A 2,377-nucleotide genomic window follows, 5' to 3' on the forward strand; every position below is an offset into this window, starting at 1 on the left:
TTTATTTCAAAATAAAATTGCCTAAAATCGTTGATAACACTTGACTTAGAGTAGAAAAATAGCTGATAAGTAAAGCTGCACCTTTCCAACTTGATGGAAAAGCGTGGCTTTTTTTCGTTTGACAAAGCAAAAAGCTTGCCTCATGGCCATGAGGCAAGCTTAATGTCAGGTTTGTTATTTAGTAGTGCGCATCTACTGTCAGACGACTTCCTTAGAAACTGACTGCGTGCTAGCCACTTCTTGTTTATGGTGAAAGTCGGCTGCAAAAGAAAACACCATCTCACAGACATTATAGCATTTTCGGCTTTCTCTATCATTTGCACGCAAATGTACAGTTGCGCGTCTAAATATTTTTGAGCGCAACAGAATCACCCTCTCAGCACGATTGATTTTGCCCAGATGATGTTTTTGCTTGTAAACGAATGCGTAGAAATTAGGATTTTTACGCATTCGAATCTTAATTTGGCAAACCGGATTTTTGGCGATTTTTGCCACTCCAATACACCTTTATGATAAAATAAAAGTAAAATGACGCATTCGATGAGGGGAGGATTTTAACAGCAAAATGGGCAGAAAAGTCAAAAAAACGGAAAGCAGCAGAAATATCCGGCCGCTGAAAACAGCTAAGGAAATTAACGCCATGAAGCGGGCTCTACAATTTGGAACAGGAGCCGTTCTTGGCCAAAATAGAAACGGACTGCGGAATGCCATGATTTTTGTCTTTGGAATCAATACTGGTCTCCGAATTTCTGATATTGTTAAGGCCAGGGTCTCAGACATTGAAGACGGGGAATGGTATAACCTGGTTGAAACCAAAACCCACAAGAACCGGCATGCCTATATTGGCAATATCAGCCAGGACTTGGAAAATTACATTGAGCAGATGCAGCTAAAGCCAAACGACTGGCTTTTCCCTTCCAGAAAAGGGGAGGGGCATATTGAAGGAAAGTCCTTCTACAAAGATTTGAAGCGGGCAGCCCGGCAGTGCGAGATTGATCCCAACACTGTTGGTACCCATACCTTGAGAAAGACTTTTGGCTATCACTACATTAAGAGCGCGACGACGCCAGCAGGCGATCCAGATCCACGGGCATTGTATAAGCTTCAGAAGATGCTCAATCACAGCAGCCCAACCACTACTCTGAGATATATTGGCCTGGAAGATGAAAGCATGGAAGAAGATTTGAAGCAATTCAGACTCGGATAAGGCTTGCCAAAACATTAGAAATAGATTACAATTGAACGGGATTGATAAGGTGTCATTTTTGATAAGAGCGTCCCTACCATGTGCATTGTTGTATAGGCTAGGGATGCTTTTTGTTTTGCTTGAAAAGGATGGTTGCTATTTGCTCGCAAAAGTACAACTGCACAGTCGAAACATTTTGAGCGCAACAGAATCGCCCTCACAGCACCCTGCTTTCTGTGATTATCGGGTGAACAGGGATGCAATTTTGGCTGACAAGATGTACAATTAAGGGGTAGAAAATTCTAAATTTATTTTTTACGCCTAGGTCTCACAGGGGACTTAGCACTAGAACAGTTGCTCTAGTGGGCCGCAAGGTCAACAAGCTTTTCAGCATTTTAGTGCTGGCACGAAGAAGTTTCTCCGTGTAGTGTTAAAAGCCTGGCTTAGCCGGACTTACAATTCTTGCATGGCTATTTGTCATGCTTTTAGTTATTTTACAAAACATCGAAAATAGGTTAGAGGAGACTGCAGAAGTTTTTGCAGCCTCTTTTTTGTGTTCTCAGAGCACTAGAAAGGAGTCAATTATGGACCCACCATAGTTGAAAAAATCGAAAAATATTATTGGCAGAGGACTCAGACGCATATAGCGTTTGAGTCCTTTTTTGTTTTAAAAGAACAGAGAGGACAAAACAATGACAATCTACAAGTTACCAAAGGAATTTCAACAGCTCTTCGCTAAAGAATACTGGGAGCAAACGGACGAACAACTGGACCAGCTTGTAAAGAGCGATCGAGAAAAGGAACGTGAGCTTGCCGCATACTTTGGGCGTAACAAGGACTTGGACGTACTGATTAGTGATTTGTCAATTAGCGTTAGACGTGCTGTTGCTCAGAAAGGCAGACAAAAAGACTTGGATATCCTTGTTAAGGATAGTAGTCCTTGCGTTCGTGAAGCAGTTGCCTATAATGGGCGCTACGATGACCTTGCAATTCTTTCACACGACAAAGATGTCTTTGTTCGTCTCGCTGTAGTGACTACTTTAGGAAATGCAATGATGTTGCAGTTATTTGGAGAGGAACTATATGGCACAACAAAATAAACGTCACGGGACAAAAGACACTATCGAGAAAAAATGGCTTTGGAACAACGAAATGTTTTCGGACGTTTGCAACGCTTTGTTGTTTGACGGT

The 2,377-nt window shown here is 41.9% G+C and carries 3 protein-coding genes; 2 read left to right on the forward strand and 1 reads right to left on the reverse strand.

Translation table 11 applies throughout. From position 1 onward, the window contains the following. Window positions 1–198: 198 nt before the first annotated feature. Window positions 199–495, reverse strand: a complete 297-nt coding sequence (locus ACYVUV_RS12240; protein WP_484499561.1) for a hypothetical protein — start codon at window positions 493–495, stop codon at window positions 199–201. 70 nt (window positions 496–565) lie between these two features. Between ACYVUV_RS12240 and ACYVUV_RS12245 the strand changes: the two genes are divergently transcribed. Further along, window positions 566–1,207, forward strand: coding sequence for a tyrosine-type recombinase/integrase (locus tag ACYVUV_RS12245; protein WP_484499562.1), 642 nt, complete (start codon window positions 566–568; stop codon window positions 1,205–1,207). Window positions 1,208–1,878: 671 nt separating this feature from the next. After that, window positions 1,879–2,286, forward strand: coding sequence for a hypothetical protein (locus ACYVUV_RS12250; RefSeq protein WP_484499563.1), 408 nt, complete (start codon window positions 1,879–1,881; stop codon window positions 2,284–2,286). The last annotated feature ends 91 nt before the right edge of the window (window positions 2,287–2,377 follow it).

The organism is Lactobacillus sp. WILCCON 0149, from assembly GCF_057197965.1.

Bases quoted from the DNA above. Each gene is read 5' to 3' on its own strand.
- ACYVUV_RS12245 (WP_484499562.1), top strand. From the start codon at position 566: ATGGGCAGAAAAGTCAAAAAAACGGAAAGCAGCAGAAATATCCGGCCG.
- ACYVUV_RS12250 (WP_484499563.1), top strand. From the start codon at position 1,879: ATGACAATCTACAAGTTACCAAAGGAATTTCAACAGCTCTTCGCTAAA.